We start from the raw sequence: 17,270 nt of genomic DNA, 5'->3' as shown, positions 1-17,270 counted from the left end.
AACGGGGCCGCAAGCGCGGCCCCGTTTCTCAAAGCAGGAAGCCTCAGCGAGTGAGGGCGAGGTTGTAGGGTGTGGTGGTGCTGGAGCCGGCGTAGGCGATCACCTTGATGTAGAACACCGTGGCCGTGGCCGAGGTGTTGGTGTAGGTGATGGTCTCGGTGGCGGTGGAACCCAGGCTGCTCTTCAGCGTGGTGCCGCTGCTGTTGAGGAAGTAGAGGTCGTAGTCCACGCCCGAGGGGCCGGTCATGTTGATGGTGATGGTCTTGCCGGGCTGAACGTTCAGCTTGAAGTAGTCGATGTCGCTGGTGCTGCTCATGAAGCCGACGATCTTGGTGACGTTGTCGGCGACGACATTGGCGGTGGCGCGGGTGTTGTTGCTCTCCACTTCGTTGTAGGTGGTGCCGCCGGTGGTGTTGCTGACGGAGAAGCTGACGGCGCTGGAGGAGCCGACATTGCCCGCGGCGTCGTAGGCCTTGGCCACCAGGCTGTGGGTGCCGTTGGCCAGGTTGGCGGAGTTGTAGGTGACGCTGTAGGGCGAGGTGGTGCTCGTGCCCACCAGGGCCCCGTCGATGTAGAACTCGACCTTGGTGACGCTGACGTTGTCAGAGGCGGTGGCGGACAGGGTGATGGTGCCCGTGGTGCCGGATTCGGAGGCCGTGGCGGTGGGGGGCGTGGTGTCAGTGGATCCGCTCCAGGCCGCGCCCACATTGATGCCGTGGAAGGCGTTCCACACGGCCTGTTCTTCGGCGCTGCCCGCGCCGTAGAGATCCTTGGCGGCGCTGATGGCGGCGGCGCGGGCGCCCGCGTAGTTGGTGCTGGAGGTCATGTACGTGGTGAGGGCCCGGAACCAGATGCGGGCAGCGTGGTCGTTGCCGATGCCGGCCATGCCGTTGGGCAGGTACGTCGTGCTGGTGTTGCCCGTGGTGGTGGCGCCCTGGCTCAGGAAGTAGAACATGCGGTTGTTGGGGCCGCTGCTGTAGTGCACGTTGAGGTTGCCGATGCTGGAGGACCAAGCGTCGGGGCTGGTGCCGTCCAGGCTGGGCTTGTACATGTAGCGCAGCGGGGTGCTGGCCAGCTGCTCGCCGATGGTCCAGTTGCCTCCGGTGTTGCCGATGGTGGTGCCGCCTCCGCTGCGGGTATAGAACTCCACCATGGTTCCGAAGATGTCCGAGTTGGATTCGTTCAGGCCGCCCGACTCGCCGGAGTAGGTGAGGTTCGCGGTGGTGGCGCAGACGCCGTGGCTGAGCTCGTGGCCGGCCACATCGAGGGCCGTGAGCACCTTGAAGGAGCTGCCATCGCCGTAGGACATGCAGAAACACTGGTCCAGCCAGAAGGCGTTGTCGAAGCTGGTGGAGAAGTGCACGCGGCTGAAGGTGGCCTTGCCGGTGCCGTCGATGCCGTTGCGGCCAAGGACGTTCTTGTACATGTCCCAGGTCTGGGCCACACCGTAGGCGGCGTCCACGGCAGCCGTCTCGCCATTCGCGTTGGTGGTGCTGCCCCCGGAGACGTAGTTCGCGCCGTCACCCCAGGTGTTGTCGGCATCGGTATAGAGGGTGCCAATGAGGGTGGGTGAGCCGGTGTTCTGGTCGCCGGTGTGGTTCATGTTGGTCACGGCGTTGGCGCCGAACTGGCCGCCGGTGCCGCGGGTCATGTCCCGCAGCTCGTAGGTCGTGCCCGTGCTGTTGGTCTGGATGGTGACGGTGCCGTTGTACTGGGAATTGCCCGTGCCGCTGGAGGCCGCAGTCTCCAGGCTGTCCCATTGCTTGAGGATGGCGCCGGTGTGGGCATCCACAATGAAATCGTACTTGGAGAAGCCATCAGCCTTGCTCAGCAGCACGGTCTGCACGTGATAGGCCAGGTGGTAGCCCACCACATCCTCGTGGACCATGGTGGCGTCGAGTTCCGACGTGGGGCGGCCCTGGGGACGCAGGATGCGCGTGGCGGTGACGGGGAAGACGACCAGTTCGGCGGTGGGTTCGTAGGTGTAGGAACCCCGGGGATTCAGGTGCTGGTGGACGATGGCGAGGGCCTCCGCTCCGGCGATCGAGGGGGCCACATTCAAGTTGATGCCCTTGTGCAGGGCGTTGGTCAGGGGGAGTTCCTGGCCGCTGGGGCCGGTGTGGGTGATGGCGTCGCCACCGAAAACCCGGACACCTTTGTAATGTTGGGCGAAGTGGGCATGGGTCTGGCCGAGGTGGTCGGAGTGTGAGCTGCGGAGCTTGAAGTCATGGTCGGCGTCCAGGCCAAGCACGGCACGCTGGGCGAGGAGCTGGTTGGTGGAAGCCTGGACCCGCAGGGATTCCTGGGGGGCGTTGGCCAGCAGGGAACCGGCGACCAGCGTCGCGGTGACCAAAGAGAGGGCCATACGGCCCTTGAAAGTCGCCATGGGCAACTCCTAAGGAGGGGGAAGATGGTTTGCCGCCGCCCAGGTTCTTCCTGCCTGGCCGGCTCCAGAGCCTTGCGGAGGTTCCGCGGCAACCTGGGTGGTATAGGAAAAGAACGGGGGTGAGGCAGTCAGGTTCTGCCCTGAGATGGGTTCCCTCAAGTTAATGCTTGTTAATTTTTTTGAGAATCGTTTCTATGTGATTTTATTGTGTATAAAAACTATAAATAAATATCTTAATAAACAACCATGAGGCTGTTTATTGTTTATTTGTGAGGCGATTTCAAGGCGAATAACTGCCTCGTGTGATGTGAATATCGCCATCTGATGCATGTTTCCCAAGTCCCGTCTTGGCGCATCTAGATCCTTTTATGGATGAAAACACGTCCTTAAGCTGGGCTTTCGCGACAGATCTGGTTCCCGGGCGGAATCAGGGACGTTTGGTGGACTTCTGGCGCACCCGTTTGGGTGGTCCACCGGGCCCTTTGCGCGGAGCCTGCTTGTCGGCTGGGCGTGGACCTTCTTTTTTCTTGGGCCGGGGACGCGGCTTGACCTTGTCCACCCGCTGGGCCTTTAGGGCCTCATTGCTGCGGGAGGGCTTGAGACCTTCGCCGGGATCGAGGATGCGGCGCACGGGGGCCACTTCGGCCTCTTCGCCCTCGCCCTTCTGCTTCTTCTGCACGCTGATGCGTAAGGGCACGCCGGCCAGGCCGAACTGCTCGCGCAGGCGGTTTTCCAGGTAGCGCACGTAGCTGAAGTGGAGGCCACGATCGGTGTTGGCCTTGATGACGAAGCTGGGGGGGCGCACGCCCACCTGGGTCATGAAGTAGAGCTTGGGCAGCTTGCCGTCCACCACATGGGGGCTCATGGCGCCGACGGATTCCCGCAGGAAGCGGTTCATTTCACCCGTGGGGATGCGTTTGGCATGGGCATCCGCGAGCTCGTCGATCATGCCGAACAGCTTGGACACGCGCTGTCCGGTGAGGGCCGACAGGAAGATCATGGGTGCGTGGTGCAGGAAGCCCAGGCTGCGGCGCAGATCCTCTTCGGCGTTGTAGATGGTGTAGGTGTCCTTCTCCACCAGATCCCACTTGTTCACCACGAGGATCACGGCGGCGCCTGCCTCCTGGGCATATCCCGCGATGACGGCATCCTGGTGGGTGGCGCCTTCGACGGCATCCAGCAGGAGCAGGCTGACGTCAGCCCGGGCCATGGCCTGTTTGGCCTTCAGGATGCTGAGCTTCTCGGCGCCTTCGTGGGTTTTGCCCTTCTTGCGGATGCCGGCGGTGTCGATGAGGCGATAGACCTTGTCCTTCACATGGAGGATGGTGTCCACGGTGTCGCGGGTGGTGCCGGCGACATCGCTCACGAGGCTGCGCTCGTAGCCCAGCAGGCGGTTGGCCAGCGAGGACTTGCCGACGTTGGGGCGGCCGATGAGGGCGAAGCGGCGCTCGTCGCCCAGCTCGTGGGTCTCGGCCTCGTCAGGCGTGCGGTGGAAGGGCAGGCGGGCCCGCAGCGCGGTCATGAGCTCGGGGACTCCGGCCCCATGCGCGGCGGAGATGGACAGCACCTCGTCGAAGCCCAGGCTGTAGAAGCCGGCATCCGGGGCACCGCCCTTCATGCCGTCGAGCTTGTTGATCACGAGGAGGATGGGCTTGCCCTGGCGCCGCAGGCGCGAGGCGATCTCCTCATCGCCGGCCGTGAGGCCGTCATGGCCGTCGACCAAGAGAATGGCCACGTGGGCTTCCGCGAGAGCTGCTTCGGCCATGCGGGTGATGCCCTGGGTGATGACATCATCGCCCTCGAAATCCAGGCCGCCGGTGTCCACCAGCTCGAAGACCTCCTCGGCCTCGCCTTCTTCGCCCAGGCAGGTGACGCGCCCGTAGCTGCGATCGCGGGTCATGCCCGGCAGGTCGTGGACCAGCGCCGCCCGGGTGCGGGTGAGCCGGTTGAAGAGGGTGGACTTCCCCACGTTGGGGCGTCCGCAGAGGGCGACGAGAGGCAGTTTCATATGAGTTCCAAGCCTTTCAGTCTATCGGGCATAGGACGAAAGGGCACGGACGGATTTCCGCTGGGCCGCTAGAGTGATGCTCTCATCCCCGGGAGCCCCCATGCGTCGTGTTTCTTCCCTGCTGCTGGTCCCGGCCCTGGCCCTGGCGGCCCCCACACCCAAGGTGCTGAGCCCCACGGGCGTGGTGGGACGTCAGATCGAGCTGTTCAATGCCCACTATCTGGAGGGCTTCCTAGCCCTCTTCGCTGAAGAACTGGAGGTGGGGGAGGTGCCTGCCGGGCCCACGGCGCCCTTCGGCAAGGCGAAGCTGAGGGATCTCTATGCTGAGCGGTTCAAGGCCAATCCGGATCTGCACGCCTCTGCCGAGGCGCAGATGGTCGCGGGCGACTTCGTGATCCAGAAGGAGCGGATCAAGGGGCGGATGGGGAAACCGCCCCTGGAAGCCGTGGTGATCTACCAGGTGAAAGCCGGGAAGATCCTGCGGATGTGGTCGCTGAACGACTAAGGTCAGGCCGTCTGGGCTGAAGCCAGATGGGCATCCAGCCAGCCCAACACTTTCTCCCAAATTTCCGCATTGCCGTTGGCGGCCTCGGCTCGCCCGATGAATCCTTCATCCCGCACGGTGATGCGGGTGCCGGTCGGAGTTGGCTCGAAGTGGTAGGTGATGGTGGTTTCGCGATCCCCGAGGAAAGGGTGGGCATCGAAGCGGCGGGTCATGACGAGCTTCCTCGGGGCATCGACTTCGCAGAATTCGCCCCAGGCCCGGACTTGGCCGCCGTCTGCGAGTTCGACAGTGACGCTCCAGGGGCCTTGCACGCGCAGCTCGGCCTTCCAGTCCTTCTGGTGGTAGAGGCCCGGCCAGCGCCACCAACGCTCGATCTCGTCCGTGGTGAGGGCGCGGAAGACTTCCTCCGGTGAACCGGCCACTTCCGCCACCGCGAGGATCATTCCCCCGGGGCCGTCGGCCACGGCCCGAGGCGGGCGCTTCGAGGTGTTGGGCGCGCGGAAATCTGGCTTGGGCAGGGCATCGGTGCTCATGGATCCTCCATGGAAGGTGATGGACGCTCAGCGCTCGACAAAGGCCTTGAGGCGATCAAGTGCGTCATCCCACTGGCGGGACAGGCGCTCGAGGTAGGCATGGGCATCATCGAGGCGCTTGGGCTCCAGCTCCCAGATGCGTTCGCGGCCTTCACGGCTGCTGCGCACCAGGCCTGCTTCGGCCAGCACATCGAGGTGCTTGGTGAGAGCCTGCCGCGACACCTCGAATTTGGCGCTCAGGCGTGTGACGGAAAGCGGGCCGCTGGAACAGAGCGAGACCAGCAGGCCCAGTCGGGTGGCATCACCCAGGGCCGCAAAGAGCGGCGCCGCATCCCTCAGGCGGGCGGGGGAGAGGGCCTCAGCGCGCGACATGGTGTTCGATGTTCTGCATCTGCATGGTCCAGCCGCCGTCGTTCATGCGGAAGGCTTCTTCACGGCGGCTGGGCGGCAGCCGGTCGAAACCGGATTCCACCAGGCGGAGCAGGGTGCCCTCGCCCACGGTTTCAAGGCGGAACTCGACGAGGGTGCGGGGCTCCTTCGAGTAATCCACCCCGGGATCGACGGCGTAGGGATGCCAGCGGAAGGAGAAGAGGTGCTCGGCCTCCATCTGCTCGACCTCGACTTCCATGACGATGTGCTCGAAGCCGGGATAGGTGAGCGGGCCCTTGATCCGGTGACCCAGCGCAAATGGGCCATGCAGCTTCACTCGGAACCAGGTGCCGAACTCGTCGGCATCCGTGAGGGCCCGCCAGACCCGGGATTGCGGGGCGCGGAGCAGGATCTGCTTTTCGATACGGTCGGTGATGGATGGTTTCATGTGCAACCTCTTGGTTGCATGTTAGAGCGGTTTTGGAATTGTGCTACCCCTGGGTTGCGGTTTTGCTGCGCAGGCAGGAGACTGGCCGTTCTCCGCCTATTGAACCGTCCCACTCAAGCGGGGGCTCGAACGCGTCTCCGTCGCCCTTCGGGCTCGGATCCGCCGGTCAGGCCACCCCTGTTCCGGCCCTCCACTGGAGGGCCTCCACGACGGAGTGACCAGTCCACTCGCGGATTCGAGCCCCGTCAGCCCCGCAAAAAAAACGCGCCCAGGCGGGCGCGTTTTTTGGCGGGGCTGACGGGGCTCGAACCCGCGACTTCCAGCGTGACAGGCTGGCACTCTAACCGACTGAGCTACAACCCCGAGGTTTTACTGCACTTCACCAGGTGACTGGTGGGCGATGACGGGCTCGAACCGCCGACATGCTGCGTGTAAGGCAGCTGCTCTACCGACTGAGCTAATCGCCCGAATCGCCGAACCCTGATCGTCACACAGGATGGGGCTTGGGTCAAGTCCAAAGCTCCGCGTTGAGGGAACCAGACCAGTCTGGTAAGGTTTAAAGACTTCCGTCCCAGAGGTTCCCGCGGACCATCACTGGTGTCGGTATGACCCTGGCTGATCTGTCGGCCTTGGCCTTGGGATGTTTCTGGAGGGTGGCCTGTGGCGCTGCTGGAACTGGCAAATCTGACGCTCCGGTCACCGGAAGGGGACGGCCCTGTTGCGCGAATCCTGGCCCAGATGCCGGATCCCATGCGCCCGGACCTGCCGGCCATCCTGTTCGTGATCGTGCTGCTCGTGGTGCTCTACCTCTACCTCCGGGTGGTGTTCTTCAAGCCCATCACCCAAGTGATGGAAGATCGGGACCGCGACCTGAATGCCGGCGGTGACGCCAAGGCCCAGGCCGCGGCGCTGCTGGAGGCCCGGCAGAAGGACTACCAGTCCCGCCTGAAGGAACTCCGCGCCCAGGCCTTCGAGGCCCGGAAGAAATTGGCCGACGCGGCGGGCAAGGAAAAGCAGCGCCTGCTGGACGAGGCCCGGGCTCAGGCCCAGGCCGAGCGCCAGGCGGCGGTGGAATCCCTCCAGGCCCAGCAGGCCACGGCCAAGCAGAGCCTCCTGTCCCAGGTGGACGCCCTGGCCGAATCCATGGCCCAGACCCTTCTGAAGCAGGCCTGAGCATGATCCAGCTGACCCGACTTTCCCTCGCAGCCCTGTTGTCCTTCAGCCCCCTGGCGCTGGTGGCGCAGTCCCACGAACCGGCCCCGGCCGCCGACAAGCACGAAGCTCCCGCCGCGGGCCAATTGGCTCCGGCCGGTGAAGCGACTCACGAAGCCCACAGCGCCGAAGCGGCCCATGATGCTCACGGCGAGACCGCCCACGAAGGCACCGCGCATGAGGCTGCTGGCCATGAGGCTCATGGTGGTGCCCATCACGGCCCCGCCATGAAGCTCTTCGGAAAGGAATATGGCAACCTGGGCGCCTTCGTCGTTCAGCTGCTCAATTTCGCCATCTATGGAGCGGGCCTCTTCTTCCTGTTGAAGGGTGCCCTGTCCGCCATGTTCAAGGCCCGCAAGGAAGAGCTAGTCACCCTGTTGGCCCAGGCCGAGAAGGACAAGGCCGAGGGCGAGGCCCAGATGAAGGAGATGGAAGCCAAGATGGCCGGGCTCGAAACCGAGCTGGCGGGCATCCTGGCCAAGGCCGAGACCGATGCCGAGGCCGAGAAGCAGCGTGTGCTCGAGGCCGCCAAGGCCGAAGCCACCCAGATCCTGGCCCAGGCCCAGGCCGAGATCGGCTTCCAGAAGCGCCAGGCCGAGCAGGAACTGCGGGCCCTGGTGGCCGAGCTGGCCGTCGAAGGCGCCGCGAAACGTCTGGAGGCCAAGCTGCAGGGACCTGATTCGGCTAAAGCCATCGACCGTGCCATTCAGCAGATTGGAGGCGCCCAGTGAGCAGCCGCCTGACCGCCCGGCGCTACGCCAAGGCCCTCCTCCAGATCGGCGACAAGCAGGGCAACGTGCCCCAGCTGCAGCAGGAACTGGAATCCGTGGCTGCTGCCGTGGCCGCCAATGCCGACCTCTCCCGTTTGGTTGCTTCGCCTCTGGTGCTGCCCACCAAGAAGGCCGAAGTCTTCGAGACCATCCTGGTCGCCGCCAAAGTGAGCGAAACCCTGCGCCACTTCTTCCGCGTGGTGGCCGAGGCGGGTCGCCTGAACCTGCTGCCGGAGCTGCGCCGCACCTTCGCCGATCTGGTGGATGAGCGCGCGGGCATCGTCGAAGCCAAGGTCAGCAGCGCGCAGTCCCTCACGGAAGCCCAGGAGAAGGCCCTCGTCGCCTCGCTGGCCGTGCGCACTGGCAAGACCATCCGCCTCAGCTGGCACCAGGACGCAAGCCTTCTTGGGGGCGTGAAGGTGCAGGTGGGCTCCACTGTGCTGGATGCCTCGCTCCAGGGCCAGCTGCGCCAGCTCAAGACACAGCTTCTGTCGGCCTAAATCTCTTCCCTTTCGCTTTCAACTCGCAGGTTTGGAGGATTTCATGGACATTCGCGCGGAAGAGATTTCCCGCATCATCCGCAGCCAGATCGAGGGCTTCGACGCCCAGGTGGACGTGGCCGAAGTGGGCACAGTCATCAGCGTCGGTGACGGCATCGCCCGCGCCTACGGCCTTGAGAAGGCCATGTCCGGCGAGCTGCTGGAACTGCCCCACGGCGTCATGGGCCTCGCCTTCAACCTGGAAGAGGACAACGTCGGCATCATCCTGCTGGGCGATGCCGCCGCCATCAAGGAAGGCGACACCGTCAAGCGCACCGGCAAGATCATGTCCGTGCCCGTGGGCCCCGCCTTCGTGGGCCGCGTCATCGACGCCCTGGGCAACCCCATCGACGGCAAGGGCCCCATCCAGGCCACCAAGTTCAACCCCATCGAGCAGATCGCCCCCGGCATCGTGGATCGCAAGAGCGTGCACGAGCCCATGCAGACGGGCCTCAAGGCCATCGACAGCCTGATCCCCATCGGCCGCGGCCAGCGTGAGCTGATCATCGGCGACCGCCAGACTGGCAAGACCGCCGTGGCCGTCGACACCATCATCAACCAGCGCGACACCGGTGTGATCTGCATCTACGTCGCCATCGGCCAGAAGCGCTCCACCATCGCCCAAGTGGTGAAGACGCTGGAAGAATACGACGCCATGAAGCACACCATCGTGGTGGCTGCGTCCGCCTCCGAAGCCGCCCCGCTGCTCTTCCTGGCCCCCATGACCGGCGCCGCCCTCGGTGAATACTTCATGTGGCACGGCAAGGATGGAAACCCTGCGGGCAAGGAGAACCCCGGCGGCCACGTCCTCTGCATCTACGACGATCTCTCCAAGCAGGCTGCGGCCTACCGCGAAATCTCGCTGCTGGTGCGCCGTCCTCCCGGACGTGAGGCCTACCCTGGCGACGTGTTCTACCTCCACTCCCGCCTGCTGGAACGCGCGTGCAAGCTCAGCGACGAGCGCGGCGCGGGGTCGCTCACGGCCCTGCCGGTCATCGAGACGCAGGCCGGTGACGTGTCCGCCTACATTCCCACCAACGTCATCTCCATCACCGACGGTCAGATCTTCCTGGAATCCGATCTGTTCAACGCCGGCGTCCGTCCGGCCGTGAACGTGGGCATCTCTGTGAGCCGCGTGGGTGGTTCTGCCCAGGTGAAGGCCATGAAGTCCGTGGCCGGCACGATCAAGCTCGACCTGGCCCAGTACCGCGAGCTGGCGGCCTTCGCCCAGTTCGGCTCCGACCTGGACAAGGCCACCCTGGCGCAGCTGAACCGCGGCCAGCGCCTGGTGGAAATCCTCAAGCAGGGCCAGTACAGCCCCATGCCCGTGGAAAAGCAGGTGGTCAGCATCTGGGCCGCCACCAACGGTTATGTGGATGATCTGCCGGTGCCCCAGGTCCGCCGCTTTGAATCCGAATTCATGGCCTTCCTCGATGTGAACGCCCCTGAGATTCTGCGCGGCATCCGCGACTCCAAGGTGCTCAGCGACGACGCCAAGGCCCAGCTCAAGACCCAGGTGGCGGCCTTCAAGGAGACCTTCGTGGCCTCCCTGAACCAGACCGCGGGAGCCTAGTCCCATGGCCGGTCTCCATAACGCCACACCGGGCGGCTGGGTGGTGCCGAACCTTTCTCCGAAGGCCCAGAGGGCATTCGGAGAAGACATTCGCCGCCGCCGCATTCGTTGGAGTAACTAGCCATGGCCGGTCTCCAAGACATTCGACGTCGTATTCGATCCGTCAAGAACACCCAGCAGGTCACCAAGGCCATGAAGATGATCTCCGCTGTCAAGCTGCGGAAGTCTCAGGAACGCCTGGTGGCCCTGCGCCCCTACGCCAGCAAGATGATGGAAGTCGTCCGGCGCGTGGTGGGTCGCATCAAGGGTGATTCCGAGATCCAGCCGGGTCCCGCCGCCCAGGCCTTCCTGACGCCCCGCGAGGAGAAGCGCATCCGCGTGGTCCTCGTGGCCTCCGACAAGGGCCTCTGCGGTGGCTTCAACGCCAACGTGCTCAAGGCGGCCAACGCCTTTGTGGCCGAGTGCTCCTCCGAGATCGTCCACCTGGACGTGGTGGGCAAGCGGGCCGCGGAGTGGGCGAAAAAGCAGAAGATCACGCCTGCCGGGGAGTATCTCAACATCCCCCTCGCCGGTTTCCAGCGCGTGGTCACCGAGATCTCGAATGGCGCCGCCGCGCAGTACCACGCGGGTGAGATTGACGCGCTCTACGTGATCTACAACTACTTCGAGAGTGCCGTGGCCCAGACCCCCACGGTGTTCCGGGTCTTCCCCATGGATCTGGATCGTCGCGCCGAAGGCCGGGATGCCGTCGAAGTGTCGCACCTGCTCGAACCCGATCCCAATGCGGTGCTGGAGACCCTGCTGCCCCGTTTCGTGGAGACGGAGCTGCTCCGCAACCTCCTGGAGAGCAGCGCCTCCGAGCACGGCGCCCGCATGGCCGCCATGGACAAGGCCAGCAGCAATGCCGGCGAGATGATCGCCAAGCTGACCCTCACCATGAACAAGATCCGCCAGGCCAGCATCACCAATCAGATCATCGAGATCGTCAGCGGCGCCAACGCCTAATCCACTCGCCCATTCCCATTCGTCGAGGTTCCCTATGTCAAACAACCTTCAAGGCCGCGTGATCGCCATTGTCGGTCCCGCCGTGGACGTCGAATTCGGCGACCACCTGCCCGAGATCATGAACGCGCTGCACACGGACATTGGTGGTGCGCAGGTGACGCTGGAGGTGCAGCAGCACCTGGGCGAGAACCGCGTGCGCTGCGTGGCCATGCAGCCCACCGAGGGCATGGTGCGCGGCCAGCTCGTGACCGACACCGGCAAGGCGATCAACGTGCCCGTGGGCCCCGAAACCCTGGGCCGCATCATCAACGTGGTGGGCGATCCCGTGGACGAGCGCGGTCCCATCGGCCACAAGATGACCCTGCCCATCCACCGTGAAGCTCCCAAGTACGAAGAGCTGAACACCACCTCCGAGATGTTCGAGACCGGCATCAAGGTCATCGACCTGCTGGAACCCTACGCGAAGGGCGGCAAGACGGGTCTCTTCGGCGGTGCCGGTGTGGGCAAGACCGTGCTCATCATGGAGCTCATCAACAACATCGCCAAGGGCCACGGCGGCTACTCTGTGTTCGCTGGCGTCGGCGAACGCACCCGCGAGGGCAACGACCTCTGGCACGAAATGATGGATTCGGGCGTCATCAACAAGGACGACCTCTCCAAGAGCAAGGTGGCGCTCATTTACGGCCAGATGACCGAACCCCCCGGAGCCCGCGCCCGCGTGGCCCTGACGGGCCTCACCGTCGCCGAGTACTTCCGCGATGTGGAAGGCAAGGACGTGCTGCTCTTCGTGGACAACATCTTCCGCTTCACCCAGGCCGGCGCCGAAGTGTCCGCGCTGCTGGGCCGCATGCCTTCCGCCGTGGGCTACCAGCCCACGCTCGCCACGGAAATGGGCGAGCTGCAGGAGCGCATCACCTCCACCAAGAAGGGCTCCATCACCTCGGTGCAGGCTGTGTACGTGCCCGCGGACGACTACACCGATCCCGCGCCCGCCACGACTTTCGCCCACCTGGATGCCACCACGAACCTCTCCCGTGAGATCGCGGCGCTGGGCATCTACCCCGCCGTGGATCCCCTGGCCTCCACCAGCCGCCTGCTGGATCCCCGCATCCTGGGCGATCTGCACTACAACACCGCCATGCGCGTGAAGGCGATTCTGCAGAAGTACAAGGAGCTGCAGGACATCATCGCCATCCTCGGCATGGACGAACTGAGCGACGACGACAAGCTGGTCGTGGCCCGCGCCCGCAAGATCCAGCGCTTCCTCAGCCAGCCCTTCTTCGTGGCCGAGCAGTTCACGGGCATGTCCGGCAAGTACGTGAAGCTCGAAGACAGCATCAAGGGCTTCAGCGAGATTTGCGACGGCAAGTGGGACCACCTGCCCGAGCAGGCCTTCTACCTCGTCGGCACCATCGAGGAAGCCGTCGAGAAGGCCGAGAAACTCGCCGCCGTTTAGTTTCGCCTTTCTCCAACTCGGAATCCGCGCAAGCGGATTCCGAGCTTTGAAACGAGCCCGCCATGTCTCAATCGATCAAACTGGAAGTGGTGACCCCGGAGCGGCCGGTGTTCTCAGCCGAAGTGGCCGAGGTGCAGTTCCCCACGGCTTCCCGCGGCTACTACGGCATCCTGCCGGGCCACACGCCCCTGATGACCGAGGTGGGCGACGGCCTGCTCTATTACATCCAGGAGGGCCAGAAGCACTGGCTCACGGTCTTCGGTGGCTTCGCTGAGGTGTCCGCTGATCGCGTCACCATCCTGGCCCGCGAGAGTGAGACCGTGGACATGATTGATCTGGAGCGGGCTGAGGCCTCCCGCCAGCGCGCGCTGCAGCTGCTGAAGGAAGCCAAGACCGAGACAGATCTGGCCACGGCCCAGGCCAAGCTCGATGCCAGCCTCATCCGTCTGCAGGCGGCCGGGCATCCGGCTGGTCACGGATTCTGATCCGAACCTTCCTGCGATTGATTAGGCTTTCAGATCAGGGATGGGTCTGCCGATGGAAGGGTGGATGTCCCTTGGTGGAGCCTTTGTGAGCGAATTGCCCATCCTCGATGCGGAACCCTTGCGGGACCTGCTGGAACTCGGGGCCGAGGAAGGCCTGGTGCAGGAGCTCATCGGGCTCTACCAGGAGGATGTGCCGCCGCGCATGGTGGCGCTCCGCGAGGGCTTGGCCGCTGGGGACCTGCCCCGGATGCTCATGGAAGCCCATCAGATGAAGGGCGCCCTCAGCAACCTGGGGCTGGTGCGCTTCGCACATATGGCCGCCCGGGTGGAGGCCGAGGCCCGGGCTGGTCACTTGGTGGAATCCCCCGCCCTCATTGCGGCGCTTCCCGCCGCCTTTGATGAAGGCCTGGCGGCTTTCCGCGAAGCTTTCCCGGAGCGTTAGGAACCCTTCGCGGGTCTCTCTGGGGACGACCGCGGTGGATCACCAGGTCAGGCGCTCGTCCTGGGCCAGCAGGCTGAGGCGAGGATCCCCCAGGGCCTGCAGCTGGGGCAGCATGATGGCCTTGTCTCCAGGCGTGAGGTGGTAGATCCGCACGGGCACCTGGCCCTGGAGTTTCTTCAGCTCGGCGCCCAGCTTGGCGGGCGTGAGGTGCTTGGAGGCCTCCGCCAGCCAGGCCTGGTCATTGGGGAAGCTGGCCTCCGCGATGACCAAGCGCAGGTTGGGCGTGGCGTTGGCCACCTCCCAGATGCGGTCGGTTTCCGCCGTGTCGCTGGTGAAGATGAAGGCATCCTTGCCGTCATCCACCTTGTAACCCACGCAGGGCACCAGATGGTTCACGCGGATGGGGGTGATGCGCAGGCCGCAGACTTCGTAGGTCTGCTCGGGTTCCACTTCCGTGTAGCGGATGGTGGGATCGTTGGGGCTGGGAATCACACTGAAGTCAGGCCACAGCTCATCGTTGAAGAGGTGGCGGCGCAGCACATCCAGGGTTTCCGGAAGGGCGTGGATCTCCACGGCTTCGTGGGTATGGCCAAAAATGTTCTTGGTGAAGAAGGGCAGGGTGCAGATGTGGTCCAGGTGGGAGTGGCTGATGAAGACATGTTGGATCTTCACCTGCTCCTCCACCGTGAGGGCGGCGGTGATGGAACCGGCATCGATGGCCACACAGCCGTTGACGAGCAGGCCTGTCAGGCGCTCCCCGTCAGCTTCTCCGCCGCTGCAGCCCAGGATCCGGAGTTCCATCTCTCCTCGGTGAATGTGCCTTCATCATACGGAAAAGGGGCGCCTTGGGCGCCCCTTTCCATTGGATGTGCAGAAATCAGAAGCGGATGCCGCCGTAGATGCCCACCTGCACCTGGGGGGCCAGGGCATCGGTGAGATCCTTGGCACTGCCGGGGTTCTCCTTCTTGGAGAGGGGCGCGGCCACCTCGAAGAGGAAGAAGGGGCTGACCACGGGGGTGGGGATGCTGAAGCCCACATTCACACGGGCCCAGGGGCGTCCCAGGGTGCTGTCAGTGGCAGCGCCGGAAGTGGGGCGGAAGCTGAGTTTCTCGGAGCGGTATTCCACGCCCGCGCCCACGTTGACCAGGAGTTTCCAGTTCACCATGGCGCCCGCGGCGATGTACTGGTTGTCCAGTTCGCCCACCTTGGTTCCGCCGTAGGTCAGATCCCCGGTGGTCTTGTTGTGCCAGGTGGCATTCAGCTGCAGGGCGGCGACCTTCAAGTCGAGCACATCAAAACCGGCGCGAATGCCCAGGCCGGTGGGGCTCACGGCATCGAACTTCTGGGTGCCGAGGGCCTGGGCCTTGCCCACCTGCTTGTCGAGCAGAATGCCGACTTCCCCGGCGGTGGCAGGCAACACGGATAGCAGCGTCATCAACAGAACGGACCTGCGCATTGCGAACCTCCAAAACCGACGAATAGTGCATGATCAGGCCTGAATGGAGGCCGGTCAACCTCCTTTGGATCTAATTCCTTGCTAACCTCAGCCATATGCGGGCCCACCTGCGTTTCCTGATTCTTGACGATTTCGATCCCGACACCGGGGAGCTGGCCCTGCGTGTGGCTTTCCAGCCCGGGCCCGAACCCGGCCTGGAGCTGCTGCGCCTGAGGCTGCACCTGGGGCGCGCTGGGAATCCCCTGGATCCCCTCAGCCGGGAACTGCGCACCCACGTGCAAATGCCGCTGCCGCCCCTTTGGGAGCACGGCCTCAAGACCATCATCCACGCCATCGAGGAGGAGCTGGCCGGTCCCGACGGGCGCAACGCCCTGCGCTACCTTTGGGTGCGCACCCAGCTGCTGCACCCGGCAGACCCCGCCCGGTCCACCCCTAACCATGCGGTGCCCCGCCAGGTGGAGGTGCTGCGGGATTGGGCTCACCGCCTGGATCAGGAGGGCCAGTCCCTCCGGGCCGCGGAAATCCTGGATCGGCTGCTCCTCCTGGCGCCCAAGGATGTGACCACCCTGGCCTATCTCGCGGGCTTCTTCCGGGCCCAGGGCATGGCCGAGGAGATGGCTGCCGTGGCGGAACGGTGGATCAAGGTCGAACCGGATCGCCTCGAGGCCCAGCTGCGGTACGGGGAGGCCCTGGTGCGCCTGGGGCGCGCCCAGGAGGCCCGGGCCGCCTTCGAGGCCGTGCTGAAGGTGCACCCGGTGCACCTCCTGGCCCATCTGGGCATGGCCCAGGCTCTGGGCCTGCTCGGGGGCAACCCCTTCCCTCATCTGGATGCGGCCCAGGAGCTGGATCCGGCCGCCACCGCCTCCGTGCTGCGGGAATCCTTCGACTACCACCTGCTGGCCCCTCCGCCCGGGGACCGGAACCACCACCTGGACGATTTGCCCGCCCTGCTGGGGGTCTCCGGTGCCGAGGTGCAGGACTACCTCCACTACCTGGGCCTTCCTGTGGCGGGTCCCGATGGCACGGTGCGCGAAGCCGAGCTGGCCCGCTGGGTGGGCGTCATGAACCGCTATGCCCTGCTGCCTGGCGGTCTGCACTGGTCAGCCCCCACGCCCCGGCACTTGCCCGAGCTCAGCTGAAGGCTTCAGGGCTGGGTCCCGGCGCGGCTCTCTGCGATGATGGCTGTTTGAACCTGGAGCGTTCCATGTCCATTCTGCTGAGCACCGACCTCCCCTTTCCGGTCTTCCGCCGGGGCAAAGTGCGGGATGTCTACGATCTCGGCAAGCAGCTGCTGATCGTCGCCTCGGATCGCATCAGCGCCTTCGATTGTGTGATGCCCGAAGGCATTCCCGACAAGGGGCGCATCCTCACGGCCGTGGCCAACTTCTGGTTCGCCGCCACGGAAGATCTGGTGCCCAACCATTTCCGGGGCAACGCGGGCTGGCCCGCGGCCCTCGAACCCTACCGCTCCGCGCTGGAAGGCCGGGCGGTGGTGGTGGAGAAAACCCGCCCCATGCCCGTGGAGTGCGTCGTCCGCGGCTACATCGCCGGCAGCGGCTGGAAGGAATACCAGGCCACCGGCAGGATCTGCGGCGTCTCCCTGCCCGCGGGGCTGCGCCTCGCAGATCGGCTGCCCGAGCCCATCTTCACGCCCGCCACCAAGGAGGAGGAAGGGCATGACGAGAACATTTCCTTCGAGCGCATGGCTGAGATCGTGGGGCACGATCTGGCTCTGCGCCTGCGCGACCTGAGCCTGGCCCTCTACCGGCGGGGCGCCGAATTGGCGGCTGAGCGCGGCATCCTGCTCGCCGACACCAAGTTCGAGTTCGGCCTCAGCGACGAAGGCGAGCTCATCCTCATTGACGAGGCCCTCACGCCTGACAGCAGCCGTTACTGGCTGGCCGACAGCTATCAGCCGGGGAAGAACCCGCCCAGCCTCGACAAACAGTTTCTCCGCGACTACCTGGAGACCCTCTCCAGCTGGAACAAACAGCCGCCCGCGCCGCACCTTCCGGCCGAGATCATCGAAGGCGTGCGGGCCCGCTACCTGGACTTGGCTTCGCGCTTCGGTGTGAAGCTCTGA

Annotated in this window: 18 protein-coding genes and 2 tRNA genes; 11 read left to right on the top strand and 9 right to left on the bottom strand. The window is 64.9% G+C overall.

All coding sequences use genetic code 11. From position 1 onward, the window contains the following. Positions 1 to 43 precede the first annotated feature (43 nt). Both Q9293_RS15790 and der read right to left on the bottom strand, forming a co-directional pair. On the bottom strand, positions 44 to 2,386 hold the full coding sequence (locus tag Q9293_RS15790) for a M4 family metallopeptidase (RefSeq protein WP_306248191.1): 2,343 nt from the start codon (positions 2,384 to 2,386) through the stop codon (positions 44 to 46). 427 nt (positions 2,387 to 2,813) lie between these two features. Further along, positions 2,814 to 4,394 carry a ribosome biogenesis GTPase Der gene (der, locus tag Q9293_RS15785; RefSeq protein ID WP_306248190.1) on the bottom strand — a complete coding sequence of 527 codons (1,581 nt, stop codon included), beginning with the start codon at positions 4,392 to 4,394 and terminating at the stop codon, positions 2,814 to 2,816. Between the two features lie 100 nt (positions 4,395 to 4,494). Here der and Q9293_RS15780 point away from each other — a divergent pair, with 100 nt between their 5' ends. Continuing rightward, positions 4,495 to 4,899 (top strand): nuclear transport factor 2 family protein, encoded by a 405-nt coding sequence (locus Q9293_RS15780; RefSeq protein ID WP_306248189.1) that lies wholly within the window; start codon positions 4,495 to 4,497, stop codon positions 4,897 to 4,899. Positions 4,900 to 4,901: 2 nt separating this feature from the next. Here Q9293_RS15780 and Q9293_RS15775 read toward each other — a convergent pair whose 3' ends face one another. From Q9293_RS15775 to Q9293_RS15755, 5 genes are all read right to left on the bottom strand, one after another. Continuing rightward, on the bottom strand, positions 4,902 to 5,432 hold the full coding sequence (locus Q9293_RS15775) for an SRPBCC domain-containing protein (protein WP_306248188.1): 531 nt from the start codon (positions 5,430 to 5,432) through the stop codon (positions 4,902 to 4,904). 27 nt (positions 5,433 to 5,459) lie between these two features. Continuing rightward, the gene (locus tag Q9293_RS15770; RefSeq protein WP_306248187.1) at positions 5,460 to 5,804 is read right to left on the bottom strand and encodes a helix-turn-helix transcriptional regulator; all 345 of its coding nucleotides are present in this window, start codon (positions 5,802 to 5,804) and stop codon (positions 5,460 to 5,462) included. Continuing rightward, complete coding sequence (locus Q9293_RS15765) at positions 5,791 to 6,237, bottom strand: SRPBCC family protein (RefSeq protein ID WP_372342223.1); 447 nt, start codon at positions 6,235 to 6,237, stop codon at positions 5,791 to 5,793. The genes Q9293_RS15770 and Q9293_RS15765 overlap by 14 nt, the downstream gene beginning before the upstream one ends. 298 nt (positions 6,238 to 6,535) lie before the next feature. After that, positions 6,536 to 6,612, bottom strand: a tRNA-Asp gene (locus Q9293_RS15760). Between the two features lie 28 nt (positions 6,613 to 6,640). Further along, positions 6,641 to 6,716: transfer RNA gene (locus Q9293_RS15755), tRNA-Val, on the bottom strand. A 193-nt stretch (positions 6,717 to 6,909) separates the two neighbouring features. Between Q9293_RS15755 and Q9293_RS15750 the strand changes: the two genes are divergently transcribed. The 8 genes from Q9293_RS15750 (at position 6,910) to Q9293_RS15715 (ending at position 13,731) form a co-directional block, all read left to right on the top strand. After that, on the top strand, positions 6,910 to 7,422 hold the full coding sequence (locus Q9293_RS15750; protein WP_306248185.1) for a hypothetical protein: 513 nt from the start codon (positions 6,910 to 6,912) through the stop codon (positions 7,420 to 7,422). 2 nt (positions 7,423 to 7,424) lie between these two features. Beyond that, on the top strand, positions 7,425 to 8,192 hold the full coding sequence (locus Q9293_RS15745) for an ATP synthase F0 subunit B (RefSeq protein WP_306248184.1): 768 nt from the start codon (positions 7,425 to 7,427) through the stop codon (positions 8,190 to 8,192). After that, complete coding sequence (gene atpH / locus Q9293_RS15740; RefSeq protein ID WP_306248183.1) at positions 8,189 to 8,731, top strand: ATP synthase F1 subunit delta; 543 nt, start codon at positions 8,189 to 8,191, stop codon at positions 8,729 to 8,731. Before Q9293_RS15745 ends, atpH begins: the two co-directional genes overlap by 4 nt. 43 nt (positions 8,732 to 8,774) lie before the next feature. Continuing rightward, on the top strand, positions 8,775 to 10,343 hold the full coding sequence (gene atpA / locus Q9293_RS15735; protein ID WP_306248182.1) for a F0F1 ATP synthase subunit alpha: 1,569 nt from the start codon (positions 8,775 to 8,777) through the stop codon (positions 10,341 to 10,343). Positions 10,344 to 10,466: 123 nt separating this feature from the next. Beyond that, positions 10,467 to 11,348, top strand: a complete 882-nt coding sequence (gene atpG / locus Q9293_RS15730; protein WP_306248181.1) for an ATP synthase F1 subunit gamma — start codon at positions 10,467 to 10,469, stop codon at positions 11,346 to 11,348. A 34-nt stretch (positions 11,349 to 11,382) separates the two neighbouring features. Further along, positions 11,383 to 12,804: a F0F1 ATP synthase subunit beta gene (atpD, locus tag Q9293_RS15725; protein WP_306248180.1), complete on the top strand. Its 1,422-nt coding sequence runs from the start codon at positions 11,383 to 11,385 to the stop codon at positions 12,802 to 12,804. Positions 12,805 to 12,866: 62 nt separating this feature from the next. Next, on the top strand, positions 12,867 to 13,289 hold the full coding sequence (locus tag Q9293_RS15720) for a F0F1 ATP synthase subunit epsilon (protein WP_306248178.1): 423 nt from the start codon (positions 12,867 to 12,869) through the stop codon (positions 13,287 to 13,289). 64 nt (positions 13,290 to 13,353) lie between these two features. Next, positions 13,354 to 13,731: an Hpt domain-containing protein gene (locus Q9293_RS15715; RefSeq protein ID WP_306248177.1), complete on the top strand. Its 378-nt coding sequence runs from the start codon at positions 13,354 to 13,356 to the stop codon at positions 13,729 to 13,731. Positions 13,732 to 13,770: 39 nt separating this feature from the next. Here the strand turns inward: Q9293_RS15715 and Q9293_RS15710 are convergent, their stop codons facing one another. Both Q9293_RS15710 and Q9293_RS15705 read right to left on the bottom strand, forming a co-directional pair. Next, entirely contained in the window at positions 13,771 to 14,532 is a 762-nt protein-coding gene (locus tag Q9293_RS15710; RefSeq protein WP_306248176.1) for an MBL fold metallo-hydrolase, read from the bottom strand. 76 nt (positions 14,533 to 14,608) lie between these two features. Next, positions 14,609 to 15,187: a hypothetical protein gene (locus Q9293_RS15705; RefSeq protein WP_306248174.1), complete on the bottom strand. Its 579-nt coding sequence runs from the start codon at positions 15,185 to 15,187 to the stop codon at positions 14,609 to 14,611. Between the two features lie 95 nt (positions 15,188 to 15,282). Here Q9293_RS15705 and Q9293_RS15700 point away from each other — a divergent pair, with 95 nt between their 5' ends. Further along, the gene (locus tag Q9293_RS15700; RefSeq protein ID WP_306248173.1) at positions 15,283 to 16,326 is read left to right on the top strand and encodes a tetratricopeptide repeat protein; all 1,044 of its coding nucleotides are present in this window, start codon (positions 15,283 to 15,285) and stop codon (positions 16,324 to 16,326) included. A gap of 65 nt (positions 16,327 to 16,391) precedes the next feature. Further along, entirely contained in the window at positions 16,392 to 17,270 is an 879-nt protein-coding gene (locus Q9293_RS15695) for a phosphoribosylaminoimidazolesuccinocarboxamide synthase (RefSeq protein WP_306248172.1), read from the top strand.

This window comes from Geothrix sp. PMB-07, from assembly GCF_030758935.1.
Taxonomy (GTDB): domain Bacteria; phylum Acidobacteriota; class Holophagae; order Holophagales; family Holophagaceae; genus Geothrix.
This window is presented reverse-complemented; position numbering and strand designations above follow the sequence as displayed.